The organism is Micromonospora thermarum, assembly GCF_012034245.1.
Classification (GTDB): domain Bacteria; phylum Actinomycetota; class Actinomycetes; order Mycobacteriales; family Micromonosporaceae; genus Micromonospora; species Micromonospora thermarum.
Map to the genome: position 1 here is coordinate 1 of NZ_JAATEO010000110.1, position 404 is coordinate 404.

A 404-nucleotide genomic window follows, 5' to 3' on the forward strand; every position below is an offset into this window, starting at 1 on the left:
GCCTTCCCCCGAATGGAGCTTCTCGTGATGAACACGATGCTGCGTAAGAGCGTTCTCGGTATCGCTGGTCTGGCCGTCGCCGGTGGTCTCGCCGCCGGTCCGCTGAACCACGACACCACCACCGGTACGGTCGGCGCCACGTCGATCGCCGCCGTGCAGGCCGACAAGCCGGACACGGCGAAGCTGATCCCGCACGGCGTGCAGGGCGAGCAGTCGCGCATCGACCTGGACGACGAGCAGATCGGCAACGTCAAGGCGATCATCGCCGCGACGAAGAAGGCCGACATGGACGAGCGGGCCGCCGTGGTGGCCATCGCCACCGCGCTGCAGGAGTCCAAGCTGGAGAACCTGGGTCACCTGGGTGAGCGCAACGACCACGACTCGCAGGGCCTGTTCCAGCAGCG

The 404-nt window shown here is 67.6% G+C and carries 1 pseudogene; it reads left to right on the forward strand.

Features of this window, described 5'->3' with window-relative positions:
• Nucleotides 1–27: 27 nt before the first annotated feature.
• A pseudogene (locus HCJ94_RS29430) lies at nucleotides 28–404 on the forward strand (hypothetical protein); the annotation flags it as partial.